21 protein-coding genes are annotated in these 24,199 nt (G+C 38.3%); 9 read left to right on the plus strand and 12 right to left on the minus strand.

From position 1 onward, the window contains the following. Positions 1-94: 94 nt before the first annotated feature. Complete coding sequence (locus tag BVH02_RS14600) at positions 95-763, minus strand: hypothetical protein (protein ID WP_086502204.1); 669 nt, start codon at positions 761-763, stop codon at positions 95-97. Positions 764-830: 67 nt separating this feature from the next. On the opposite strand from BVH02_RS14600, the gene BVH02_RS14605 reads away from it, so the two are divergent. Then, positions 831-1,826, plus strand: coding sequence for an acyl-CoA synthetase family protein (locus tag BVH02_RS14605; protein WP_086502205.1), 996 nt, complete (start codon positions 831-833; stop codon positions 1,824-1,826). A gap of 499 nt (positions 1,827-2,325) precedes the next feature. Here BVH02_RS14605 and msrB read toward each other — a convergent pair whose 3' ends face one another. The 3 genes from msrB to BVH02_RS14620 all read right to left on the minus strand — a co-directional run bounded on the left by msrB (position 2,326) and on the right by BVH02_RS14620 (position 4,916). Continuing rightward, on the minus strand, positions 2,326-2,745 hold the full coding sequence (gene msrB / locus BVH02_RS14610; RefSeq protein ID WP_086502206.1) for a peptide-methionine (R)-S-oxide reductase MsrB: 420 nt from the start codon (positions 2,743-2,745) through the stop codon (positions 2,326-2,328). Positions 2,746-2,814: 69 nt separating this feature from the next. Beyond that, positions 2,815-4,005 (minus strand): aspartate aminotransferase family protein, encoded by a 1,191-nt coding sequence (locus tag BVH02_RS14615; RefSeq protein WP_086502207.1) that lies wholly within the window; start codon positions 4,003-4,005, stop codon positions 2,815-2,817. Between the two features lie 14 nt (positions 4,006-4,019). Continuing rightward, positions 4,020-4,916 carry a class I SAM-dependent methyltransferase gene (locus BVH02_RS14620; RefSeq protein ID WP_086502208.1) on the minus strand — a complete coding sequence of 299 codons (897 nt, stop codon included), beginning with the start codon at positions 4,914-4,916 and terminating at the stop codon, positions 4,020-4,022. A 423-nt stretch (positions 4,917-5,339) separates the two neighbouring features. Here BVH02_RS14620 and BVH02_RS14625 point away from each other — a divergent pair, with 423 nt between their 5' ends. The 5 genes from BVH02_RS14625 (at position 5,340) to ppk1 (ending at position 11,844) form a co-directional block, all read left to right on the plus strand. Next, a complete protein-coding gene (locus BVH02_RS14625) occupies positions 5,340-6,158 on the plus strand; it encodes a 1-acyl-sn-glycerol-3-phosphate acyltransferase (RefSeq protein ID WP_086502209.1) in 819 nt (272 codons plus the stop codon). Further along, a complete protein-coding gene (locus BVH02_RS14630) occupies positions 6,155-7,123 on the plus strand; it encodes a GNAT family N-acetyltransferase (RefSeq protein WP_086502210.1) in 969 nt (322 codons plus the stop codon). The genes BVH02_RS14625 and BVH02_RS14630 overlap by 4 nt, the downstream gene beginning before the upstream one ends. Beyond that, positions 7,083-7,487, plus strand: a complete 405-nt coding sequence (locus BVH02_RS14635; protein WP_317045437.1) for a CoA-binding protein — start codon at positions 7,083-7,085, stop codon at positions 7,485-7,487. The genes BVH02_RS14630 and BVH02_RS14635 overlap by 41 nt, the downstream gene beginning before the upstream one ends. Before the next feature lie 167 nt (positions 7,488-7,654). Continuing rightward, complete coding sequence (gyrB, locus tag BVH02_RS14640) at positions 7,655-9,613, plus strand: DNA topoisomerase (ATP-hydrolyzing) subunit B (RefSeq protein WP_086502212.1); 1,959 nt, start codon at positions 7,655-7,657, stop codon at positions 9,611-9,613. A gap of 107 nt (positions 9,614-9,720) precedes the next feature. Then, the gene (ppk1, locus tag BVH02_RS14645; RefSeq protein ID WP_086502213.1) at positions 9,721-11,844 is read left to right on the plus strand and encodes a polyphosphate kinase 1; all 2,124 of its coding nucleotides are present in this window, start codon (positions 9,721-9,723) and stop codon (positions 11,842-11,844) included. A gap of 12 nt (positions 11,845-11,856) precedes the next feature. Here ppk1 and BVH02_RS14650 read toward each other — a convergent pair whose 3' ends face one another. From BVH02_RS14650 to BVH02_RS14665, 4 genes are all read right to left on the minus strand, one after another. Next, positions 11,857-12,747: a Ppx/GppA phosphatase family protein gene (locus BVH02_RS14650; protein ID WP_086502214.1), complete on the minus strand. Its 891-nt coding sequence runs from the start codon at positions 12,745-12,747 to the stop codon at positions 11,857-11,859. A gap of 43 nt (positions 12,748-12,790) precedes the next feature. Further along, complete coding sequence (locus tag BVH02_RS14655; protein ID WP_086502215.1) at positions 12,791-13,003, minus strand: hypothetical protein; 213 nt, start codon at positions 13,001-13,003, stop codon at positions 12,791-12,793. A 75-nt stretch (positions 13,004-13,078) separates the two neighbouring features. Continuing rightward, entirely contained in the window at positions 13,079-14,860 is a 1,782-nt protein-coding gene (locus tag BVH02_RS14660; RefSeq protein WP_086502216.1) for an SLC13 family permease, read from the minus strand. A gap of 3 nt (positions 14,861-14,863) precedes the next feature. After that, positions 14,864-15,139 (minus strand): YidH family protein, encoded by a 276-nt coding sequence (locus tag BVH02_RS14665; protein ID WP_086502217.1) that lies wholly within the window; start codon positions 15,137-15,139, stop codon positions 14,864-14,866. Between the two features lie 48 nt (positions 15,140-15,187). Here BVH02_RS14665 and BVH02_RS14670 point away from each other — a divergent pair, with 48 nt between their 5' ends. Then, entirely contained in the window at positions 15,188-16,087 is a 900-nt protein-coding gene (locus BVH02_RS14670; RefSeq protein ID WP_086502218.1) for a DUF3078 domain-containing protein, read from the plus strand. Between the two features lie 385 nt (positions 16,088-16,472). Here the strand turns inward: BVH02_RS14670 and BVH02_RS14675 are convergent, their stop codons facing one another. The 4 genes from BVH02_RS14675 to BVH02_RS14690 form a co-directional block, all read right to left on the minus strand. Beyond that, positions 16,473-18,758: a S9 family peptidase gene (locus BVH02_RS14675; RefSeq protein ID WP_086502219.1), complete on the minus strand. Its 2,286-nt coding sequence runs from the start codon at positions 18,756-18,758 to the stop codon at positions 16,473-16,475. 100 nt (positions 18,759-18,858) lie between these two features. Then, positions 18,859-19,413, minus strand: a complete 555-nt coding sequence (locus tag BVH02_RS14680) for a DUF4287 domain-containing protein (RefSeq protein WP_086502220.1) — start codon at positions 19,411-19,413, stop codon at positions 18,859-18,861. Between the two features lie 6 nt (positions 19,414-19,419). Continuing rightward, positions 19,420-20,421 (minus strand): endonuclease/exonuclease/phosphatase family protein, encoded by a 1,002-nt coding sequence (locus tag BVH02_RS14685; protein ID WP_086502221.1) that lies wholly within the window; start codon positions 20,419-20,421, stop codon positions 19,420-19,422. A gap of 77 nt (positions 20,422-20,498) precedes the next feature. Further along, on the minus strand, positions 20,499-21,644 hold the full coding sequence (locus tag BVH02_RS14690; protein WP_086502222.1) for an acyltransferase family protein: 1,146 nt from the start codon (positions 21,642-21,644) through the stop codon (positions 20,499-20,501). Between the two features lie 116 nt (positions 21,645-21,760). Between BVH02_RS14690 and BVH02_RS14695 the strand changes: the two genes are divergently transcribed. Together BVH02_RS14695 and BVH02_RS14700 are read left to right on the plus strand one after the other, a co-directional pair. Then, on the plus strand, positions 21,761-22,642 hold the full coding sequence (locus BVH02_RS14695; protein WP_086502223.1) for a PPK2 family polyphosphate kinase: 882 nt from the start codon (positions 21,761-21,763) through the stop codon (positions 22,640-22,642). Positions 22,643-22,762: 120 nt separating this feature from the next. Then, on the plus strand, positions 22,763-24,178 hold the full coding sequence (locus BVH02_RS14700; protein WP_086502224.1) for a S8 family peptidase: 1,416 nt from the start codon (positions 22,763-22,765) through the stop codon (positions 24,176-24,178). Positions 24,179-24,199 lie beyond the last annotated feature (21 nt).

A 24,199-nucleotide genomic window follows, 5' to 3' on the forward strand; every position in this document is an offset into this window, starting at 1 on the left:
AAGCACCAGGCATCGGACACCGGACATCGGACATCGGACAACAACGCAAAAACCAATAACCAAGAACCCACAACCAACAACCCACAACCAAAAACTACCTAGTAATCTGCTTCAAAGTAACTTCTGGACTAGACACCTCATTACTTCTATTGAGCGCTCTATCTTGTATTGAAACATCTACTCTGATGGTGTCTGTTCTGAAAATAGCTTCCCATCCTGATGAAAGCATCCCGTAACGAATATCTCCCTCTACAGCCTGACCTTCTTCGCTAGTCAAAATTCTCGGGAATCTACCGTTAAAAGTAGTGTAGAAAGGAGGGTCTTGCCATTTGAATTCCTTGAACTGTCCATTTCTCTTGATAAAGAATCTTAAGAAAATATTGAATTGGTTGGGGTTTTGTTTAACCCATACGGTGTCCTTTACAACTAGATTATTTATAATTGGATTTACTAACCAATCGATTGGGTTGTAGGATGGTGCCTCTGTAGGCCTAGTGCTGTAGGTAATTAACTTTCCTTGGGAGTCTCTTTGGAAATCCACATCTTGAAAAGGCGGATCATCATCGGTAGAAGATAAGCCAAGGTCTCCCTCAGCATCTTGAAAACGTAGGCTTATAATCAATGAGTCTGCACCTGCAGTAGGAGCATATTCCAGTGATTTAAACACGATTTGCGGGACAGAGGGGAAATCATCTGGAGGATTGATGCAAGATGAAAACACAAGCAACAAAAAGAATATTCCTAAATAGCTTTTTAAACGCATAGGGTGAAAGTAAATTTACCACCAAATTAAACCAATACTTTGGTTGGATAGTGCAAAATATAAAACGATGCAGGATTTTAAAAGTTTTTCGAGTAAGCTAAGTAATTTGAAATCGGAAGATTTCGAGGATCTTGCGCTAGAACTTTTTCAATTCCAGTCTCAGGAAAATCCGATTTATCGGAAGTACCTGGAGGCTCGTAACATAACTACGCAATCGGTCAAATCCTTGGATCAAATCCCTTTCCTTCCTATTCGTTTTTTCAAAGACCATCCGGTGATTTCTGGAGATAAAGCAGATTTCCCTGATTTTTTCTCTAGTAGTGGCACCACAGGAATGATCACGAGTAGGCATTACATCTGGTCTGAGTCTTGTTACTTAGATCATGCACAAGAGATATTTGAAAGTAATTTTAGCTCACTAAGCAACTTCCATATACTGGCACTTTTGCCTGCTTACCTAGAGCGAAAGGGGAGTAGTCTCGTGAGTATGGCGGATCATTTTATCCGAGAAAGTAATTCTTCGCACTCAGGGTTTTATCTATACAATGAAGAGGAATTGCTGGAGAAAATGGAAAGCCTGGCTGGAGATAATCGAACTATTCTATTGATAGGAGTCACCTTTGCCTTATTGGATCTTGCAGAATCAGGAAAAAAATTTAATCCTCCATCAAATCTTATCGTCATGGAAACAGGAGGTATGAAGGGTAGGAGAAAGGAAATGATCCGAGAGGAAGTGCATGATATTTTAAAACCATTTTTTGAAGTAGAAGCAATTTACTCTGAATATGGTATGACAGAGCTCATGTCTCAAGCTTATTCAAAAGGTTTGGGGAAATATACACTTCCTAATTCTATGCGCGTTATGCTTAGAGATGTAAATGATCCACTGTCTATTTCACAGCGATCTCAGGGGGGAATCAATGTGATCGATCTGGCAAATTTCCATTCTTGTGCCTTTATAGAAACTCAGGATTTGGGCAGATTTGATGAAAACGGGATGCTTGAAGTTCTGGGAAGATTTGACAACAGCGAGGTCAGAGGATGTAACCTTTTGGTGCAGTAATTGTAATCTAAAAATTAATTGAACATATTTGAACGGGACAAGCCACCAGATGAGATCTAGCATGACCTGATAAAGATAGGGGTGACCTTGAAAGATTCTTCACGATAGTTATCAGGATGGCCAAAAAAAAGAAATAATAGATATATGAAAAAATTAGCCACAGCAGCATTATTAATTGGGATTTTAGCTTTGGGAGCTTGTGCTTCCAGCAAGCCATGTCCAGCTTACGCAAAGGTTCCAACTTCTCAGGACGCCAAAAGTTAAAAAAAAACGCTAAAAAAAGGAGACATTGTTTTTGTCTCCTTTTTTTAGCGCGTTTCACTTTTAGATCTCAACTGTCTAAATGTGCTCTTTTTTTTAAAAAGTTGCATGGTTCAACTTTGTGGACAAACTGATTGATTCCACCTTGAAGTGTTTTATTATCTAGATTTTTTAAGATAAAATCAGCAAGATCATTTATCGCATACATTTCACTGAAAGCTGATCAAAATAGTGTTGACTATTTCTCTTTCTCAAAATCCAAACTCACAGAATTGATGCAATATCTGATACCTCCTTGGTCGGATGGGCCATCTGGAAAACGGTGTCCTAGATGTGAACCACAATTGGCACATAAAATTTCCTCCCGAATCATACCGTGCGTGTGATCCATATGCACATCTATAGCTTCTGGTTTAACGGGCTTGGTAAAACTTGGCCATCCACAACCACTATCAAATTTATTAGTAGAGTGAAAAATCTCATTTCCACAAGCCTTACACTCATAGATGCCAGTTTCCTTATTCAGGTTGTATTCTCCTGTGAAAGCTCTTTCTGTTCCCTTCTCTCTAAGAACTCGATAGGAATCTGAATCCAATTCTTTACGGTATTCCTGTTCAGACTTCTGTACTGGGTATATTTTCTTTTCTTGATTTCGCATAGTATTTCTTTTGTGTTATTAACTCTTTGCTAGAGCAAGAAGTTTCTCAATTTAAAACTGAAAGGAATTCTATGAAGGAAATACCTTCTCAATTGCCTGCAAAATCACCGCACAGGCTTCATGAATCTGCTCGGTAGTAATAGTAAGTGGAGGTGCAACTCGCATAGAATCGTCACAGAACAAGAACCAATCTGTGATCACACCCATCTCAATCGCTGTATCTATAATAGGTTTTAACACATCAAAGGAATCAAATTCTACGGCCATTAGTAATCCTTTATTTCTAATGCTTTTGATTTTTGGATGTACCAAAAGGGATTTGAATAAATTGGCTTTCTCTTCCACCTCCTCAATTAGCTTTTCTTCTAATAGGATTTTTATTGTGGACAAAGAAGCTGCAGAGCTTACTGGATGTCCTCCAAAAGTGGTGATATGTCCTAGAATTGGATTGTTTTTGAATACTCCCATCACCTCTTTATTGGCGATGAACGCACCGATTGGCATACCGCCGCCCATGCCCTTGGCACAAACCACGATATCAGGAATGATCTCAAAATGCTCGAAAGCCCAGAACTTGCCTGTTCTGCCAAAGCCACACTGCACCTCGTCCAAAATCAGCAAAGTGCCAGTTTCATCACAGCGGGTACGCAAAGCTTGAAAATACTCTTTGGTAGCAACTCTAATTCCAGCTTCACCCTGGATCGTTTCGATAATTACAGCGGCAGTATCTGAATTGATAGTTTCTAAATCTGAGAGCTTACCATAATTTATATGGCTTACTCCAGGAAGTAGGGGACGATAAGCTTGTTTGAAAATCTCATTTCCTCCAATGCTCAAGGAACCGTGTGAACTTCCATGATAAGCATCCACACAGGAGATAAAATTTGGCTTCCCCGTGTAGCGCTTTGCAAGTTTCATCGCGCCTTCTATAGCTTCACTTCCGCTGTTGACTAGATAGACATTATCCAATTTCTCAGGTAAGGTATCGCAAAGTGCCTTTGCTAAAAGTGACTGCGGACTTTGAATATACTCACCATACACCATCAGATGAAGGTATTTGTCAAGTTGGCCTTGTATTGCTTCCAGAACTTTTGGGTGCCTATGCCCGACATTACTCACGCCGATTCCAGAGATTAGATCAATGTATTTCTCCCCATTTGACCCAAAAAGATAAATCCCTTCTGCTTTTTCCACTTCGATCATCAAAGGGAAATCAGTCGTTTGTGCTAAATGCTGAAGGAAAAGCTGTCGGTTATTCATTGTGCTGGTTTAGTTCAAAAACTCGAAAATCTAAAGAAGATTCCCAATGGCAATTTTTTGTTTTGATTATCCTGAAGGTAAAGTTCGCCATGTTCGGCGTTCTGTACATTTTTGAAAGTAGTATTAATCAAGTTTGCTGCGATGAGCGAAGAGAAGCTCAACGAATACATATTCAGCAATAGGAAATGATCTTTTGGGTCTAAGATTTCAGCGCAGACTTTCAGCATTTCATTGATTTGCTCTTCGAGAACCCACTTTTCTCCATCAGGACCACGACCATAAGCTGGAGGATCAAGGATGATTCCATTGTACTTATTACCTCGGCGAGCTTCGCGCTTGATAAATTTCATTGCATCGTCCACCATCCAGCGGATGTCGGCTTGACCTGAAGATTCCATATTATGTCTAGACCAAGTCACGACCTGCTTCACCGAATCCAAGTGGGTGACATCTGCACCTGCAGCTTTTGCCGCCACACTCGCTGCACCTGTATAGGCAAAAAGATTTAGCACCTTAGGTTTAGGTACTGGGGAACGCTTGATGGTTTTGTATAAATAATCCCAGTTGACGGCTTGCTCTGGAAAGAGTCCAATATGCTTGAACGAAGTCTGAGCCAGATTCAGTTTTAAGTTTAGTCCTTCAGGATTAGTATATTCAATTGCCCAGTTATGAGGCATTTGCTTCAATTGCTCCCAATTTCCTTTTTCAGGATTGCTTTTTTCTTTAGCAAAATGTGCATGTGCTAGATTTCTCCACTCACTTTCTGGAAGTGTTTTATCCCAAATTGCCTGAGGCTCTGGCCTGCTAAGTATAAATTTTCCAAAGCGTTCCAATTTCTCAAAACCTCCAGTGTCAATAAGTTCATAATCTTGCCAAGGGCCGGGACAAAGTGATAAGATGATTTCGCTCATAAGGTGTCGTTTTTCATGTGTTTATAATTTATTATTTAATTACCACATGGTATCTCACATGAGTGATAATCATATCCGTTAGTTACGATTTCCTCCTGCTCGATTTCAGAGAGCAAAAATAAGGAATTAATTGGAGGCATGTAGGAAGGCATCTTTAGATTCACATTTTGATAGGAGTATCCGCGAAGTATTTTTGGAAGGAAAAAGGAAATGAGCAGTTAAACATCAAGAGAATAGCACTTGATCGCATCGGTTTTTCACCAGAACATAAATTAACTGGATTGGTTTTCAGGGTAGTAATCCCATCACCACTTCGAATCGCAATGTTAAACCTGTTTTTTTGTACTTTTAGCCTTACTTTAAAGCTGAAATTTTACTATTTCATCTCTTGCTGATAGACCTACCCGCGAACCACCCAGATTAATGTCCAAGAAATTTATCGATATAGAGAAACTCATAGCTTCTAAAAACCCTGCACTTTTGAGATGGATGCCGGGATTTATCCTGAACTATATAAAAGGCGTAACTCACGAGGAATGGATGAATGGAGTCTTGGATCGAGTGGATCACTTGCATGGGATAGATTTTGCAAAAGGTATAATCAGTGAATTGAATATAGAAGTAGAACTGGTAGGAGCGGAGAATATCCCGAAGACTGGCGGGATTATCCTCGCAGCTAACCATCCCTTAGGTGGAATAGATGGAATAGCCTTGATGCAAGCCATCAGTAGTGTCAGAACTGATATGCGATTTCTTGTGAATGATCTATTGATGGCTCTTAAAAACTTTGATCCATTATTTGTACCTATCAATAAGCATGGTAAGAATTCAGGCGATACTTTGGCTGCCATTGAATCAGCCTATTCAGAGTCTTATGCAGTGATAATTTTCCCAGCAGGATTAGTTTCTCGGAAGGATGATTCTGGTATTAGGGATTTGGAATGGAAAAAGAGCTTTATAGCCAAATCAAAGAAATACAAAAAAGATATCCTACCTTGTTTTATAGGCGGAAAGAATTCCAGTTTCTTCTACAATTTGGCATTTTGGAGAAAGAAGATTGGGATCAAAGCGAATATTGAAATGTTTTATTTAGCTGATGAATTATACAAGCAGCAAGGAAAAAAAGTGGTAATCACTGTAGGTGAACAGATTTCCTATCAAAGCCTAAACTCATCCAAGTCGGATAGAGATTGGGCGGAACATGTGAAGGATGTAGTTTACGAACTTGGTAAAAAAGGATGAATAGAGAAGCAGCGATAATTCCGCCAATAGATAAGAAGCTACTGAAAGCTGAACTAAGACCGGAAAGATTTTTACGATATACAAATAATGGGGACAACCTGGTTTACTTGGTTAATTATCATAATTCCCCGAACGTCGTTCGAGAGATTGGAAGATTACGAGAACTGACTTTCAGAGCAGCGGGAGGCGGTACAGGTCTAGAGCTTGATTTAGATGAAAATGATATCTGCGATAATTGCTATGATCAGTTAGTCACTTGGAATCCTGAAGATGAAGAAATAGTGGCTGGTTACAGATTGATAAAATGCAAAAACTCAATTAATAGTGATGGGAGCTTAAATCTTTCTACCACTCACTTATTTGATTTTTCTGACCGTTTTGTAAAAGATTTTATTCCTTCTACCATCGAGTTGGGCCGTTCCTTCGTGCAGCCAAAATACCAACCTGCATTAGATAATAGAAAAGGAATTTTCAGTTTAGATAACCTGTGGGACGGGCTAGGAGCTGTAGTTTTAATGAATCCTGATGTCAAATATCTCTTTGGCAAAGTAACGATGTATCCTCACTTCAGCCGCGAAGGAAGAGATTTGCTCCTCATGTTTATGAATTACTATTTCCCAGACAATGATGGATTGGTAAAGCCCAAGGAGAATTTAAGGTTAGGCTACGAAACAGATCTTCCAAACAATGGAAATCCATTTGAAGGCTTAGAATACAAAGAGGGGTATAAGTTACTTAATGGTAAGATTCGTACTTATGGAGAAAATATCCCACCACTGATCAATACTTATATGAACTTGTCACCAACGATGATGACCTTTGGAACCGCTTTGAATGATGAGTTTGGAGAAGTAGAAGAAACTGGAATTTTGATCACTCTAGCTGATATCTACGAAACCAAAAAGCATAGGCATATGGATACCTTTGAGCGAGATAGAACTTTTGGAAGTAGAGGCGATGTCTGATAAGTTAACATTAATAGTAGGGGCAACGATTAACACATCTCGGTATGCCTATTTTGCAGCGAGTAGATTAGCTCGCGCTGGAGTTCCTTTCATTCCCATAGGAATTAAAACGGGTGAGGTTTTTGGTGAGAAAATCATCGATCTCCGATCAAAACCTCAGTTGGAAAATATTCATACCATTACCCTTTATATTGGCACCGCCAATCAGGAGGAATGGATTGATTATTTGATTGGTCTGAGCCCAAAGAGAATCATTTTCAACCCTGGGACTGAAAATCCTATTTTTTTCCAAAAAGCAAATGCTAAAGGTATTGAGGTTCTAGAAGCTTGCACTTTGGTAATGCTCAGTGCAAATCAATATTAATACCCATAAAACCAATAACTTAAGGTGTCCTGCAAAACGCTTATTTTTATGCAACAGAGAAGGTGTTAAAGCTGTGAAAAGTCACTTTTTTTTCCTACCTTGCCGAATCTATAATTGAACATAAAATCACCCTTTTTGACCCGATTTAAGGGTTTTCTCCAAAACATATGAGTGAAGATAAAGCTAAGAATCCAGCCGAATACGGTGCCGGTAACATTCAGGTATTAGAAGGTCTTGAAGCGGTTCGTAAGAGGCCTGCTATGTATATAGGTGATATTGGGATAAGAGGTCTCCATCACCTTATTTGGGAAGTAGTCGATAACTCTATAGATGAGGCACTTGCAGGGCATTGCGATACGATAAAAGTCACTGTAAATGTAGATAATTCCATCACCGTCGAAGATAACGGCCGTGGAATTCCTACAGATATGCACGAAAAGGAGAAGAAGTCAGCTCTTGAAGTAGTGTTAACTGTGCTGCACGCCGGAGGTAAGTTTGATAAAGATACCTACAAGGTTTCAGGAGGATTGCATGGTGTGGGTGTTTCTTGTGTGAATGCACTTTCTGAAGATTTAAAGGCAACAGTTTATCGCAACGGGGTAATCACTGAACAGGAATTCAAAATCGGCGCTCCGCAGTATTCAGCAAGAGAGGTTGGAACTACCGATCGTCGAGGAACTACGATTCACTTTAAGCCTGATACTACAATTTTTGCTATTACAGAATTCAAATATGAGACAATAGCGAATAGACTTCGTGAGATGTCATTTTTGAATGCAGGTATCAGAATATTACTTACTGACCTAAGAGAAACTGAGGATGATGGGACTGTAAAATCTGATGATTTCTATTCTGAAGGAGGACTGGTAGAATTCGTCCAATACTTAGATGTCAGTCGTGTGAAAATCATCGATACACCTATTTCTATAGATACAGAAAAGAATGGCGTACCTGTGCAGGTAGCTATGAATTACAATACTTCGTATTCTGAGAATGTAGTTTCTTATGTGAATACAATTAACACATACGAAGGCGGTAGCCACGTTTCAGGATTTAGAAGAGCACTTACCAGAACGCTAAAATCTTACGCTGACAAATCCGGAATGTTGGATAAGTTAAAGCTAGAAGTTTCTGGTGATGATTTTCGTGAAGGTCTTACTGCAGTAATCTCAGTGAAGGTTCAGGAACCACAATTTGAAGGTCAGACCAAAGCAAAATTAGGTAACTCTGAGGTTGTTGGAGCCGTTGATAGTGCCGTTTCCGAAGCTTTGCAGTCTTGGCTGGAAGAGCATCCTAAGGAAGCAAAAATTATCGTAGGTAAAGTGATCTTGGCGGCACAAGCTAGACACGCAGCTAAAAAAGCGCGTGAAATGGTCCAGCGTAAAAATATACTTGGAGGCGGAGGTCTTCCTGGTAAATTGGCCGATTGTGCAAATTCAGATCCTACAGTTTGTGAATTATACCTAGTGGAAGGGGACTCGGCAGGTGGATCTGCCAAGCAAGGTCGTGATCGTGATTTTCAGGCCATTTTGCCTTTGAAAGGTAAAATTCTGAATGTAGAAAAAGCGCATGAGCACAAAATTTACGATAACGAAGAGATTAAAAACATTCTTACCGCACTTGGGGTTAAAATTGGAACCTTGAATGATGACAAGGAATTAGACTTAACTAATCTTCGCTATCATAAAATCATCATCATGACGGATGCTGATATTGACGGATCTCACATCCGTACTTTGATTCTGACATTGTTCTTTAGGTATATGAGAACATTGATCGAGCATGGCTATTTATATATTGCTTTACCTCCATTATATTTATTGAAAAGAGGTAAAGATGAGAGATATTGCTGGACAGAAGAAGAACGCAAAATGCATACTGCTGATATGGCTAAGGATGGTCGAGAAGATAGTGTGGGTATACAGCGATATAAAGGTCTTGGTGAAATGAATCCAGAGCAACTTTGGACTACCACGATGGATCCAAGTGTGAGGACTATTAAACAGGTTAATATTGAATCAGCAGCAGAAGCAGATCATCTCTTTAGTGTGCTGATGGGAGATGAAGTAGCCCCGAGAAGAGAGTTTATCGAGAAGAATGCGAAATACGCAAAAATCGATTCATAATTACTCAAAAGGGGCTTTTTAGCCCCTTTTTTATTTTAATAAAACTATAATCCCAAATTAGGAAAGCAAGATCTGACTTGCTTTTTTTACTGATAACTTTGAATGCAATGAAATTGGAAGTGGTTGAAAAATACGATTCGATAATACAACAGAGTGATCTGGTAAGTAGGGACTTAAGCTGGCTGAAATTTAATGAGCGTGTCTTGGATCAATCCAAGAAAATGCATCGTAGCGTTTTTGAAAAACTTAAATTCCTGGCAATAACTGCTTCCAATTTGGATGAGTTTTTTATGATCCGAGTAGGCTCACTTTACAATTATCTCGACTATGATAAAGAGCGAGTAGATTATTCAGGATTGAGAGAGGAACCATTCAAGGCTAAGCTGATGAATGAGAGTCATGCCTTTCACTCTGATCAGCACGACCATTTTACTCAAGTAATTATGCCTGAGTTGCAGGAACAAGGAGTTGTATTGAGTAATCTGTCTAAGCTTACTGACAAAGAGCAAGAGAAAGTACACGATTATTTTCTGAAAGCTATTTATCCTATGCTTACGCCAATGGTGTATGACGGGTATCGCACTTTTCCTATTTTGATGAATAAGCTCTTGGTATTTGGTGTGGTAACCACAAGTCCAGGAGATAGACAGGATATGCGTAAAATGAGTTTTGTGCAGATTCCAGCAAATATTCCACGGTTTTTTGAAATAGAGCGAGAAGACTCACTTTTGTTGATACCTATCGAGGAAGTGATCCGTGAAAATATTATTTCACTTTTCAGAAATGTACAGATCGAAGGGATTAGTCTTTTCAGAATCACAAGAAATGGAGACTTTACCTTGGAAGAAAGTGAAGATATGGACGCAAACTTTCTGGAAGAAGTGAAGCGAAAGTTGATGGAGAGAAAAAGTGGGCGTGTAGTTAAGATAGAGATCGAAGAAGGCTATAGTAAGTGGATGATAAATTCACTTTTGGAAAGATGGAACCTGAAAATGGATTCTGTATTTCTGGTTAAAAGAACCAGTATGATTGATTTTACCGGACTTTGGCAGATTGTAGGAAACAAAAAATTCCGTGAGCGCTTGCCACAAATTACCGATCCTGTGAAGCCACTTTCCTACCAAGATGAAGGAGTAGCAGATATTTTCGATGTGTTGAAGGAAAAGGATATTTTGCTGCACCATCCTTACAATAACATAGAACCAATTTTAGATTTGATAGAAAAAGCGTCTGAGGATCCTGATGTGATGGCTATCAAAATGACAATTTATAGGCTTGCAAAAGATAGTAGAATAACAAAAGCTTTGCTTAAAGCCGCGGAGAATGGAAAACACGTTTCTGTGCTGTTTGAGGTGAAAGCTAGATTTGACGAGGAAAATAATATTAGAGAAGCTAAAAAGCTTCAAAAGGCCGGTTGCTTCGTTATTTACGGAATTTCAAATTTGAAAACTCACACCAAGCTTTTACTTATCGTGAAGCGTGATGGAGGTGAGATTACTCGATTTGTTCATTTAGGTTCAGGCAATTACAATGAAGATACCTCTAGGCTATATACAGACATTGGCTTGATGACTACCAATGAGATTTTGGCAAATGATGTATCAGAATTTTTCAACGTAATCACTGGGCACTCAATGCCATCGCAATACCGAAACCTAATCACGGCGCCACGTGATATGAGAAATCAGCTAATCGAATACATAGAGGAAGAAGCAGAAAACGCAAAAAATGGCTTGCCAAGCGGTATTTTCATTAAAGTCAATTCTCTTGAAGATTCTGAGATGATCTATGCATTGTATAGGGCATCACAATCAGGAGTAACGATTAAATTAATTATCCGTGGGATTTGCTGTATAAGACCTGGAAGAGTAGGGTTGAGTGAAAATATTGAAGTGCTATCTATCGTAGGTGATTTCTTGGAGCATTCTAGAATCTATCATTTTCACAATAATGGGGATACCAAAACCTACGCGGGGAGCGCAGATATGATGGTCCGAAGCTTTGACAAGAGATTAGAGGCATTGTTCAAAGTTGAGTCTCCCTTGCTAGAGAAACAATTAATGAATATTCTAGCCTATAATCTAAAGGATAATGTAAACTCTTATGTGATGCAGGAAGATGGCACTTACTTAGCTAAAACGCCAGTAGGAGAAGAGCCTGAATTCAACGTTCATAGGGAGTTTTTTAATCTAGATGCAGAAAGTGTTATGCAAGTTCAGCTAGTAGATTAACAGAAAAAGCCTCTATATAAGAGGCTTTTTTGTTTTGTTTCGCTCATAGAGCACTTGAATAATTCCATCTTTCAAACCCAGATCAGGCACAAGCATCTTCTTAGAATTAGCTGCCTTCATAATCCGCTGATAGATTTTTCCAGCAGGAATAATTACGTCAGCTCGGTCATGATTTAAATTAAGCTTGTTTACTCTCTCCTCAAAAGTGAGTTTTTGTAGCTGATCAAGGACGTATTCGATCTTTTCAACGTCCAAGTAGCGCTTGTTTTTTCGTGGTAAGGAAAGTTCAAAAATCTTATTGATATTCCCGCCAGTTCCAATAGAAATGACCGAATGAGAATTTTCTAAATATTTTTGGACGAAGTCCTCCATAGAATTCCAAACAGAGGTAGCTTCTTTATGATCCAAGGATCGAACTGAACCAATTTGAAATGATTTGGAGCTTAACTTTACACGATTTTTATAAATATTAACCTCTGTGCTTCCTCCGCCTACATCTATGTGTAAATAAGTTTTTTCGTCGAAGAATTTGTTAAGGGATTTATTAATTAATTCGGCTTCCTTATTACCATCAATAATGTTGATTTTCAGCCCAATCTCTTCCTTAACTTCTAACGCAATCTCTTTCCCATTTACACTTTCTCGCATCGCAGAAGTAGCGCAAGCCATGTAGTCATCGACCTCATATAGATCGATAAGGATCTTGAACGCCTTCATCAATTTGATGAATTTTCTCCGATTTCCTTCGGTGATTTTTTGGGTATTAAACACATCCAAACCCAAGCGTAAGGGGAATCGTAAGTATTCAATTCTTTTGAATTTTATGACCCCCTCATACTGAGTTATGCTGGTTATCTGCATTCGTATAGCATTGGAACCAATATCTACTGCTGCTAATTTCAAATGCAAATGGAGTTAATGGAACAAAGTGATAAGTACTCAGAGATTACTTTTTTTTCTGATCTACTACCAACAAAATAACTCCTGCAGCAAGTATAATTCCTCCAGCATAGGTAGGCCAATTGACTTCTCTTTGCTTATCAGCACTAATTTGAATTGGGCCTGCATCCACTATTTTTTCTTTTGTCGTAAAAGAAAAGCTATTGCTGAAAAGCATTAAAATGCCAGCGACGATTAGTACTATACTGAAGATTTTCATAATTGTTTTTGGGTTACGATGTTTAACTTAAATGACAGAGATAAGATATTTATTTTTAGGCAATTTTTAGACAAATTAAAATGGGAAAAAATAAGGGATGCCTATCGTGGCAACTATCCAAAGTAGTAAATTTAAAGGAGTTCCTATTTTAATATAGTCGCTAAATCTATAGTTTCCTGGGGTGTAAATCATGGTATTAGTTTGGTAACCCATAGGAGTCATAAAGCTCAAACTTGCAGCGAATGTCACAGCCATTAGCATTGGACGAGAATCAACATTAAGTGCAGCTGCAATACTAATTGCTATTGGGGCCAGGAGGGCGGCAGTTGCATTATTTGACATCACATTGGTGAGCATAAAGGTTAACGCAAATAATGCGCTCATCACAGCTCTAGGGCCATATTGTCCAACTCCATCTACGATCGAAGAGCCAATAAGCTGAGATCCACCTGTCTTTTCTAATGCCATTCCCATTGACAGAACACCAGCTAACATAAGGATTACTTTCCAATCAATGGCTTTGTACGCCTGTTCAGCACTAAGTGAGCGTAACATGATTAGTGTGATTGCTCCTGCCACCGCAGTTACTACTATTGGGAATACTTCGAAAGAGGCCAATCCAATGATCAAGGCGAGCACAGCAAGCGTTAAAAAGCTCTTCTTCTTGTTGAGAATTTTGCTTTTTGTCTCAGACAAAAGGAGCAAATCGTCACTGCTTTCAATACTTTGGATTGATTCATCGGTTGCCCGAAGCAGTAAAATATCCCCTGCTCGCAAAGCGGTTCTAGCGAGTAGAGATTCCAGCATATCAGATCTGTGCCTTATTCCTATTACAAGAACTTGATTGTAGAGTTTTTTGAAATTCAGATCTTTAATGCTTTTATTTATTAGGAATGAATTAGGCGTTACCATGGCTTCATAAAGCCTTTCATCATCGTTTGTAATATTTTCGACATTCCATTTTAAATCAGCTTTTAGCTCAATTCCTTTAGTGGTTTTGATTTTCTCCAAGTTTTCTTTGTCACTGTTAATTCTGATAATGTCACCTTCTTGAATAGATGTATTTGGATAAACACGAACTTTTCTGCCATCTGATCTAATGATCTGCAATGCCTTTATTGGCAGTTTTTCAAAGATAGCCTGCTTGAAAAGAGGCTCATTTAATTGTTCAAAATCCTTTTGAATAACCAATTCTGATAGATAGTTGCCCAGCTGAATACTTTCTCCAATTTCTGTTTTGGGTTTTCTACTTGGAGTTAGCCATCTACCGATAGTCAGCATGTAAATCAATCCTGTAGCGAAAAATACCAAACCCATTAAACTCATTTCAAATACTCCAAACGAAGGAAGTCCAGATTTTTCGGCGATTCCACTCACCAATATATTCGTGCTAGTACCCAGCAATGTGCAAATCCCACCCATTAGAGCACCAAATGAAAGGGGCATCAGCAACTTGGAAGGAGGGATATTATCTGTTTTATTAAGGCGTATTACTGCTGGCATCAGCAATGCCACTACAGCGGTATCAGAGATGAATGCAGAAAGGAATCCGGCAGAAATCATGAGCGTGAATAGCAGATGAGTTTGACCTTTACCTGCTTGAGAACTTAGCTTCTGGGTGAAACTATCTAATAGACCTGTGTTGAAGATTGCAGCCGATACAACAAACATGGCGGCTACGGTGATCGTTGCAGGATTTGAGAATCCAGAAAGACCTTCATCCACCTCCAAAATTCCCGTTAATAGAAATGCTACCATTACACCGATTGAAACAGTATCTATGGTGAACTTCTCCGTGAAAAATAAAATAACTGCACTAATAATAATAAAAAAAACAAGGCCGATTTCGAACGTCATTTATTACATTTTTAAGTAATTTCCTTTTTTAAGCTTTTTACGGATGCGGAGATAATTCACAATACCGACGATTAAAAACACCAAACTCAATCCAAATGCCAAGTATCCTAATTGTCTCACATGATCTAGTTGTTTAACTTCAAACAGCGCTGTACCAGAAACCATAAAGTACAGAGATGTTCGAATAAATGACAGTAAGGTCCTGTCATTAGACAGAGTTGTTCGCTGTCGGGCTAAATAATCACGAATTATCAATTCATTTTCCAAGTCATTTTCCATATTTGTATTTTATTTAATTGTATTGAAATATTTTAACTTCTATTAATTATGAAAAGAATTTCTACACTTTTTCTTTCACTCATGTTTTTTGGGCAAGCATTTGCCCAAGAAGACATAGCATTGACTCCCAAAGATACAAGCTATTGGCTCAAGGAAACTCAGGGAGGACTAAATCTTAACCAGGCTTCTTTCAGTGGAAATTGGCAAGGTGGTGGAGTAAACTCGGTAGCCTTAGGCGTGTATCTCAACGGTCGTGCAAATTATGCAAAAGACAAATGGTCTTGGGACAACACAATGGATTTTATCTATGGTGTGGTGAAAAACAAAGGTGAGGAAGGTCGTAAATCTAATGACCGTATTTTTCTTGATTCAAAAGTAGGCTACCAGATTAATGATAAATGGAATTATTTCTTTGCTGTTAATTTTCTTTCCCAGTTTGCTCCTGGTTATGAATTCCCCGAAGATGCCGAACCGATACTAATCTCAAAATTTGCCAATCCTGCTTATTTTACTACCTCTCTAGGTGTAGAATATAAACCGAATGATGAGTTTAGCTTACGGATTTCTCCATTCTCTCCTAGATGGACATTCGTCACGGATAAAGATTTGTATTTGAATGTGCCGAAAAACTATGGTGTGCCAATAGGAGAGACCGTACGCACCGAGTGGTTAGCATTCAGCTTAATGGCTGACTACAATAAGAAATTGTCTGAAAATTTGTCATTGATGGTTAGGTATCAAATGTACGCTAACTATGAGACCTTTGCTTTCGATGCAATAGATCACCGCTTAGACTTCGGGCTAACAGCCAAAGTTTCCAATCTTGTAAATGTTAGTTTGACTAGTTTAATGATCTACGATTTGGACCAGGATAATAAAGTTCAATTTAGTCAGGGATTAGCATTGGGAATTGCATTTAAACGTGGTAACTTCCCTGAGAAGAAATAAACAGAACAAATTTTTATTTGGAATTTTGATTCTACTATAAATTTATTATTTTTGAATTCATTGTGGTAGTTAAATAATAGTTGGTTTAGTTTTCAAATAAAGAGCAGGAGATTTTCTCCTGCTTTTTTATTGTCTATTATTAAATAAGTAAATTCCTCCTTGAAATAGTTATGTTTAATTTTTTTGAGGCGGTTATTTTAACAATTATTTTATGGAAATTACCGTAATCAATGCATCGGATCTCATTGCTTCGGAGAAGCATGACTTACATGGCTTTAGATTGTCTTAAAAAGTCTTTATGAGTTAATCTATCCCTGAGGTATATTTTCCTGTGATTTTCGAAAAATCTGAGTTGTGCTATTTCCCAATATAATATCTCAATTTATCACTTCTGAATCTGATAATGCCTAATAGGTTGCTCACCCATCAGATGTTCGATGAAGTAATCCCAACGCTTTTTGGTGAAATAATCGCCGTCAGTTCTTCCAAAGCTGTGATTTCTACTAGGCCAGATAAATAAGTCAAAGTCTTTCCCAGCATTAATCAGCGCCTCTGCAAACTTGAAAGTTGCCGATGGGTTTACATTTTCATCTATTCCTCCATGTGCCAAAAGTAAATAACCCTTGAGATTTGCGGCATTGGTGACATTGGATTGCTCATGATAGAAATCACCCACTGGATATCCCATATACATCTCTGGCCACCAGGCTTTTTCCATCCTGTGATCGTGATCTCCCGCAGAAGCAACGCCTACTTTGTAAAAATCAGGATGTAGCAACATTGCCCTGCCCGCATCATAGCCGCCTGCCGAGTGACCAAATATCCCAACTTTGCTCACGTCCATGAATTTGTTTTTAGCTGCCAGCTCCTTGATCGCTAAAACGTGATCTGTTGTGCCGTCGCCTAGATTTCTATACGATGCATCGTTGAATGCTTTTCCTCGACCATGTGTGCCAAGTCCATCCACCGTTACTACTACAAACCCAAGCTCAGCCATCGGTTGCTGTAATCCAACTAATCCAGCTCGGAATGTTTTAGGGGTAATATCAATGTGGGGTCCAGAATAGGTATAGTCTATGATTGGATATTTTTTCTTGGAGCTGAAATCTGTCGGCATATAGTAAATCCCATAAATAGTAGTTTTTCCATCTTTTGCTGCTGCTGTGAATTGCTTCGGGCTTTGATATCCTTTCTTTAGCAGATTAGAGATATCTGCTTTGGAGATCTCATGTACAATCTTACCAGTCTTCAATTCCCTAACTACGGATACTGTGGGTTGATCCACTGTGGAATAATTATCGATGAAATAATCCTTTCCACTTCCATAACTGATGTCATGAAATGCGTTTTCAGGAGTCAATAATGCAAGCCCAGAACCGTCAAAATTTACTTTATAAACAAAGGAATAGTAAGGGTTCACATCTTTTTCCTTTCCGGCAGCTTCGAAGTAAATGACTCGTTCTTCTTCGTTAATAGAAAGAATGTTTTTGACGACATAATCTCCAGAAGTGATTTGATTCACTAGTTCCCCAGTCTTCCAATCCATCAGATAAAGCTGATTCCAGTTTGATTTCTCGGTTCCTAAGATGAATTGTCCATTCTCCAATCGTCTGAAAATATTGTTGTTGTTAATATGAGTTTCAGAAGATTCAGAATAGACCTTTCGGATTTCCTTGCTCTCTACGTTAATATCAAGAATATCAAAGCTTTTAAAACCTCTCTGCAAATAGGTTCCGTAAAAATTTTCACTATTATCATCCCAATTGAAATACATTTCTATAAAATGTGGAAGTGAAAGTCCAGGGAATCTTGTCTCTTTTTTGCTTTCTATTTCAAACAAAACAGGCGTGTACATCACTACCGAAGTGTCTTCTGGCGATGCTCGATAGTATCCCATCAATTGAGGACGAAATTTATCATCTTGACTATTGTCTAAAAGTAACATCTTCTCGGCTAAGCGTAAATCGACAATCTGAGTTTGGATTTTCTTGGAATCTGGTGACCAATTAATAGTTAAATGCTCCGGCCGCTGCCCGTTTTCTCCAAGAACCATATCTGACCATCCCCAGAATGATGCATATTCAAAATCCCTTTTACCATCGTAACTCAGCTGAATTTCCTCGCTTGTTTCTAGATTTTCTACGAAAAGATTGAAGTCCTTCACATAGGCTTTCCATTTGCCATCTGGGGAAATAGAAACTGTTCTGTCTCTGGATTCATCTGAAATTCCTTTTGACTCAAGACCGCCTTTGGCGTAAGTCCAGGTCTTATTTTTCCAATCAAATTCTGCAGAACCATCATCTTTAAATTGAATTCTTTTGAATGGTAGATTTTCAGAATCAATTATTTCTCCGCTTTTTTCACTTAATAAATTAGCTAATTCGGAATGATCAAAGGCTACTTTGGTCTCTCCATTTTCAATATCTGTAAGAAAAAAACGCATGCCATCTTCGGTGTAAGTCTGATGCCAGAAGCTCTTTTTGTCGTTTAACCAATTTGGAATCACATCCAAGTGATAAACTTCGCGCTGGATATTAGTACTGAGGAAATACTCTGCCTTGTGATAAGTTTTTTCAGTGCTTTGGGCAAAAGCGTTTTGTCCCAAAAGGATAAAAAGTGAAACAATAAAGCTTTTGATGGGGGGACATTTGTAATCTTTGTAAGTAGGCATGAAAAAGGAGATATCAATTTAGAAAATAAGATATCCCCAAATTACAGAATATACATTGCAGCAATTGACTAAATGCGATCCTTTTTTGTGCTGATACAAGTTATCCGGCTGCTTCGTAAGCGGTTTTAATCCAAGTAATTACTTTCGAATTGATTTCAGATTTATCGGATAGGAAAATTTTGTGACTGCACATGCCATTGGTTTTTGTGTCGATTTCCAAGATCCCTTCAGCAGGAAGACCTTTCAAATTTAAACCGATTTCAAATCTAGTTTTGGTAGCTGGAATTAGCATCGCAAACTGCTTTTTCCGCTTTAAACTCACATAAGAAACTTTCGGGGCAAATTCCACATCTATCCCAAATGTTTTAATCTCAGTCCTTAGTTTTTCATAAATCGGCAAAAAATGCTCCTTTCCTTTGTATTGCTTATTGATCAACTCATCTGAATCTGATGCAGATGCAGCATCAGATTTTAGCGCTTTGTGTGCTACAAGATTAGCAAATCCGTGAGTAAACTCATGATCTGACTTTAAGAATTTAAGGATTTCTCCATGCTTCTTAAGACCTTCTTTGTGAACTAATGCAATCCATTGATCGAGACTTTTTCCAGTGTTCTTCTCTAGATTGTCAATCATTGTTTGTGCTGCCTGATCCATAGTTTGTTATGAATTTGATGTTTCTATTTCACAAAGAACGGGAAAATGGTCCGAAGCTTTTTTTAGAGAATCGCTTATTGACTGAATTATAGGGTTGCTTTTTTCTGAATACGGGTTCCATACAGTACCATTCAATACTTTTAATCTTTGGCTAGCTAGTATGTGGTCTATTAGCACATTGATCTTATCTCCAGTAATTCTATCCGTGTATCTACTGGAGTTTGGCGTGTAGCCATAGCTGTTGAGTTTTGGTTTAGGTAGAACTGCTTTCAATACATAATCTGGTTTCCAAAGATCACCCAGTAGAATTTCAACTGCACTTTTCGAGAATTTATTTTCATAGAAGTCCAGTTCAAATCCGTCATTGATATCACCCATGACCATGACTTGTTGGTTTTTTTCCAGATACTCATCACATCGCTCCCGTATTGACATGCATTCTGCGAATAATTTGAGCCGATCTCTAGCAGATATCTGTTCAAATCGAGCATAATCAACCATATCAAAAATCCCTTTGGATTTGGTGTGGGCTATAATAACGCGTGTGATCATCTTATCGTCCAGACCTAAGATACTCAGTTCAAGCGGAGGACGATAGTGTCTGTATTGCTCTTTTATCAGTCGATTGGTGGTGTCTTGTAGGAACGGTTGATCAAATCGCTTTCCTTCCTTAGTCTCAGGAGTAAAAAGAACGTTAACCTTGTCGGGTTTGTAAATCGCACATAGTTCCTGCTGACCAGCAGATGGAAAACCGTGAATTCCCTTATAGTTTGACCCTGAAATAAAAGCTTGAGTCCAGACTTCCATTTGCTCAGAAGCAGTTTTTGAGCCGTCCACCAGCGTGTTTGGGCCTTCTGCTATTCCTAAGAAATCTGGATTCATTGCTGAGATCACCTCGGCTAGCTGTTGACTCCTGCTAAGTTCCTTTCCAGTCATTTTTGGATTTCCTTCGGTGTCAAAAAGATCCCTCATCCACGCTACATTGTAAACTCCAATTTTTAGTATCATAAAAATATAACTTAGGTTAAAAATTTACCTCAAGATACATTTTTATAGATATATATGTGATTACCGAATTATTGTATTTAGACTTTGATGTATATTTTTCTCTTGTCCATCCATAGTCCAATGAGCCAAATGATCATCATATAACTACTGGCAAAGAGGAACGAAGCCATTTTTGGAGAAAGCCAACTCGTGTAGAAATTTTGATAGATGAAACCTTTAATTGTCGTATCTCCAATTGGAATCATGGATAAAAGAGTGACCACTAGACCAGACAAAACATAAAGAATAAGCGGATTTCTCCCGAAAACTTCAAAGAAATAGGTCCAATCTCTCCAGTTTTTGATCTCTATCACAGCAACAAGAAGTGCAAGAAGGAACAGGTCAATCCCAGTGGTTAGCAGTACATAGGAGCTTGTCCAGATTTTTTTATTTATAGGGAAAAATATGTGCCAGGCATAACACACTACAATAAGTACTAATCCAATGGCAATTAATTTCTTTACAGCATCCATGGTGTTTCCTAATTTCTGGATCATTTTCCCAGCGAGATAGCCTGCAATTACATTAACGATTCCTGGCAACGTACTCAAGATTCCTTCTGGGTCAAAAGGGATTCCTTCTCCGCCGTACATTCTTTCGGGACCTATAAGGGCCAAGTCAAGTTTGATAGCAGCATTTCCTGTCAGGCTGTAGGGATCGCCAGCGTCACCGAAGAAATACATGATAGCCCAATAGCCCAGCAGAGCGATGGTACTGAATATCCAGCCAAATTTGATGCCTCCATAATACAGAACGATTGATGCAAAGAAGTAGCAAAGCGCTATTCTCTGTAATACACCAAAAAGACGAACTTCAGTCAAATCAATAAAACTGATAGCACCAGTAGCGGAAATGTCATAAAATGGGAAAGCATTAAGTAACCAACCGATCAGAAATATCAGAACAGTTCTCTTTCCAACCTTTTTGAAAAACTCACTGCTAGGCATTTGTTGAAGCTTTTTCATGGAAAAGCTCATCGCATTACCGACTACAAAAAGAAATGTGGGGAAAACCAAGTCAGTAGGCGTGAATCCATGCCAAGATGCGTGAGCTAGCGGCGCGAACAAATTGCTCCAGTCGCCCGCTGTGTTGACTACGATCATAAATGCAATGGTCAACCCACGTAGTACGTCTAGTGCCAGGTATCTATTACTTACACCTGGTGAGATAAAATTTTGGTTCATTTTAAAGATTGGGAATGGTTGATAAAAGGTGGGGTTTTTCTGTTGGGTTAAGATAAAATATTATCTTGTTCTTTACTTGAAAACCTTCATTATATCAATTCAAAACTCCAAACTACATGAAAAATATTTCGATAGATAACTTAAGAGTAGGCAGGACAATTTCCTTAAAAGAGATACCAACAGCAATTGATTTAGAGTCTTCGGAAAAAAAGAAGGAGAAGGAACTCAATAAATTGAGAGAAAAACTAAGCGAGCATCAGGATATCATGTATGCTCATAATAAGTACGCTGTGCTAATCTGTTTGCAGGGAATGGACACGGCAGGGAAAGATAGTTTGATACGTGAAGTCTTCAAGGAGTTTAATCCTCGTGGGGTTGTAGTCCATAGCTTCAAAACGCCTTCAACACTAGAGCTTCAACATGATTACCTGTGGCGCCATGTTGTAGCCTTGCCTCAGCGAGGGAAATATGGTGTATTCAATCGCACTCATTATGAAAATGTTCTTGTGACACGCGTCCATCCTGAATATATTTTAGGAGAAAATATCCCAGGAATCAATTCAACAGATGATATAACTGATGAGTTTTGGGAGAAACGTTTTGAACAGATCAACAACTTCGAGAAGCAGATTTCTGATAATGGAACGATCATCCTAAAATTCTATTTGCATCTCGGTAAGGAGGAGCAAAGACAGCGACTATTACGACGACTTAATAAAGCCAAACACAATTGGAAGTTTTCTCCAGGAGATCTGAAGGAGCGAGAAAGATGGGATGACTACCAGAAGTGCTATGAGGAGGCAATTAATAAGACCTCCAAGCCTCATGCGCCATGGTTTATAATTCCCTCAGACAACAAAGAAACTGCTCGTGTGTTAGTTGCAAAAGCAATTTTAGAACAGATGGAAAAACTCACGGATATCCAAGAGCCAGAACTTGACGCTAAAGTTTATCAGAATATTGAAATGTATAAGGAGATTCTTTCCAAAGAGAAATAATGCTTTTTGAATAAGGTTTTTTGTAAAAAAAATTTAAGAATATTTTTGAATAGTGTTGAGTTTTCTTAGCTTCATATGCCGTTAATCGGTTGATTTTTAACTAATTAAATTTTTATAGCTATGAAAAAGATATTTTTCCCTCTGTTATTGTGTTTGATTCTGATTTCTTGTAAAAGAAACCAGATTTCTAAAAATACAAATTATCAAAATTCTCAAATTGAAGATCCCCTAAATCCAATGGGGATAAATTCAGCAGACTTGATACCCGGTTCATATCTGTTTTTTCTTGATGAAGAGCAGTTCCAACCGATTATAGGTGAAAATTTTGATTTTGTAAAACAAGATTTTAATAAAGAACAGATAAAGAAGAAAAAACAGGATATACTCAATGCAGTTCAAGATTACTTTCCTTTTAAAGTGACTGAAGATAATGTGTTTGTTATAAGTTTTTCAGCAATATCAATCGAAAATATTACCACACATCAAGCACTTGAATTTTTGAATAATCCTATTGTAGTAAGTGCGCAAAAGAACTTCACCTTCCAAAATATTAGGGCTACAATGCAAGGAAACCCAGTAGATCAAAATATTCGGGCAAAAATGCAAGAATGGCAATATGATTCAACCACTCATTTAAGTACAAATGTCAAATATGTGAATCCTAATGGCGAGGTAGGAAATTTGAACTCGAAAATCTGGATAGTGGACTCAGGCATAGATGGAGGACATCAGGATCTAAAAAACCAAATTAATAAATCTTTATCAGTATCATTTGTTCCGGGTGAATCGAACGCTTTGGAAGATGAAATAGGTCACGGAACTCATTGTGCCGGTATTGCAGCTGGTCTAGCTCATAATAATTCAGATGCCAACATGCTAGGCATGAATGGAGTATCACCTGGTGCTCCACTTGTTTCCATCAAAGTGATAAATAAGCTTGGATTTGGAAATTGGCAAAAGGTCATGAAGGCCATGGAATACATAGTAGAATATGCTCAACCTTTCGATATTATTAATTTAAGTATTGGTGCTTTCTTTACTAATACTAGTAATCCCGGAAACGATTGCAAAATTGCAGGGAATAATTCTCCTAGAAATAAACTTTTAATAAGTATTTATAATTTGGCCCAGGCTGAAAAATACGTAGTTATGGCTGCTGGAAACGAGGCGAAGAATTCAAATAATTTTTATCCTGGATGTTTTGATTTAATCTCTAACCCATATTTAATTACTGTAGGATCGATAAAAACTACGTTTGACTTTACAACATCAACCTACTCAATGCCTGTTTATTCGGATTTCTCTACGTATATAAAGCCTTCTATTGATTTTGTAGCGCCCGGAGAAATAGTATTTTCTACTTATAAAGGAAATTTGTATGCTGTATTAAGTGGAACATCTATGTCCGCAGCAATGGTTTCTGGGATCATCCATGCATCAGGAGGAGCACCCACAACAACTAACGCACAAATTGTTTATGGATTAACTGCGAATAATGACTTTTCATCTAAGTATCCAATTGCTAAAGTCCAATAATTTCGAATTGTCTGGTTTTCA

Origin of the sequence: Algoriphagus ratkowskyi (genome assembly GCF_002150505.1) — a bacterium.
Taxonomy (GTDB): domain Bacteria; phylum Bacteroidota; class Bacteroidia; order Cytophagales; family Cyclobacteriaceae; genus Algoriphagus; species Algoriphagus ratkowskyi.